Source organism: Arminella tubonensis (genome assembly GCF_003240585.1).
In the GTDB taxonomy this organism is placed as follows: Bacteria; Pseudomonadota; Alphaproteobacteria; order Rhizobiales; family Rhizobiaceae; genus Rhizobium; species Rhizobium tubonense.
The window spans coordinates 1-1,121 of the sequence record NZ_PCDP01000018.1; the positions used below are offsets into that span (position 1 = coordinate 1).

Consider the following 1,121-nt stretch of genomic DNA (forward strand, 5'->3'; position numbering starts at 1 on the left):
TGTGAGTTCATGGCGAACCGCGACCTGCGGGCTCTGGGAGGCTAACCGGTACGCCTGATCTGCGCGAGGAGTTTCTGGCGGAAGACTTCGGCGGGTGTCTTGTAGCCGAGGCATTTGCGCGGTGTTGCGTTCAGATGATTGCAGATATCGGTGAGATCGCGGTCGCTGAGCGACAGTGGATCGACCTCTCTCGAAAGCCATTTCCTGGCCCGTCTGTTGGTGTTTTCGACGGTGCCTTTCTGCCACGGGGATTGTGGATCGCAGAACCATGTTTGCGCGCCGATGCTCGCCTGCAGGTAGGGCCAGTCGGTGAACTCCGTACCACGGTCGAAGGTGATCGAGCGGCGGGCGAGGCGGGGCAGAGACTGGAGAGCCTGGATCAGCCCGTCCATCACCGGTCTTGATTGCCGGTCATTGTTGCGCAGGAAGACGGCAAAACGACTAACACGTTCGACCAGCGACGTCACATTGGCCTTTCCGAACTTCTTGCGAAACTGAATGAGGTCGCATTCCCAGTGCCCGAACTGTTTGCGCTCGGCAACGGCTTCCGGGCGATACAAGATGTTGACATCAGGGGTGAACCGCCGCCCATGACGGCGTCTGGCATGTCGCGGCCGACGTCTGGCACGGTGCTCAGGAAGATGTCGCCATAGCTTGATGGCGTGGCCGTCCGAGGAATAGGCGAACTTATAGATCGTCTCATGGCTGACAGAAACCGGATGGCGCTCAAGCTGCAGCCGGCCGGCAATCTGTTGCGGCGACCAGCCATGCATGATGCGCTCGATTATCGATTGGCGCAGCTGCGAGAACCGGGCCAGCTTGCGCAGCTTGGCGCGGCGCTCGCGCGCAATCGCGTTGGCGGTCACGCAGTAATAGCCGCTCAACTCCGGCCATTCACGATCCTCGAAGACATTGCGTCTGAGCTCGCGGAAAATTGTCGAGCGATGGCGCCCGAGTTTCTCGGCGATGACATCGACGCTGATGCCCGCCGTCCGCCACCGCGCGATCTTGCGGCGTTCATCCATGTCGATCTGGGAGTAGGTGCGTTTCATGTCATGTTCCTTGCAAGCGATAAGCCGCTGTTATCTATCGCAAGTCGCACTTCATCCTTGAACCCACCC

The 1,121-nt window shown here is 59.9% G+C and carries 1 protein-coding gene; it reads right to left on the reverse strand.

What is annotated here, in order from left to right:
• Positions 1-41: 41 nt before the first annotated feature.
• Positions 42-1,052, reverse strand: coding sequence for an IS30 family transposase (locus CPY51_RS06330; RefSeq protein ID WP_111159448.1), 1,011 nt, complete (start codon positions 1,050-1,052; stop codon positions 42-44).
• Positions 1,053-1,121 lie beyond the last annotated feature (69 nt).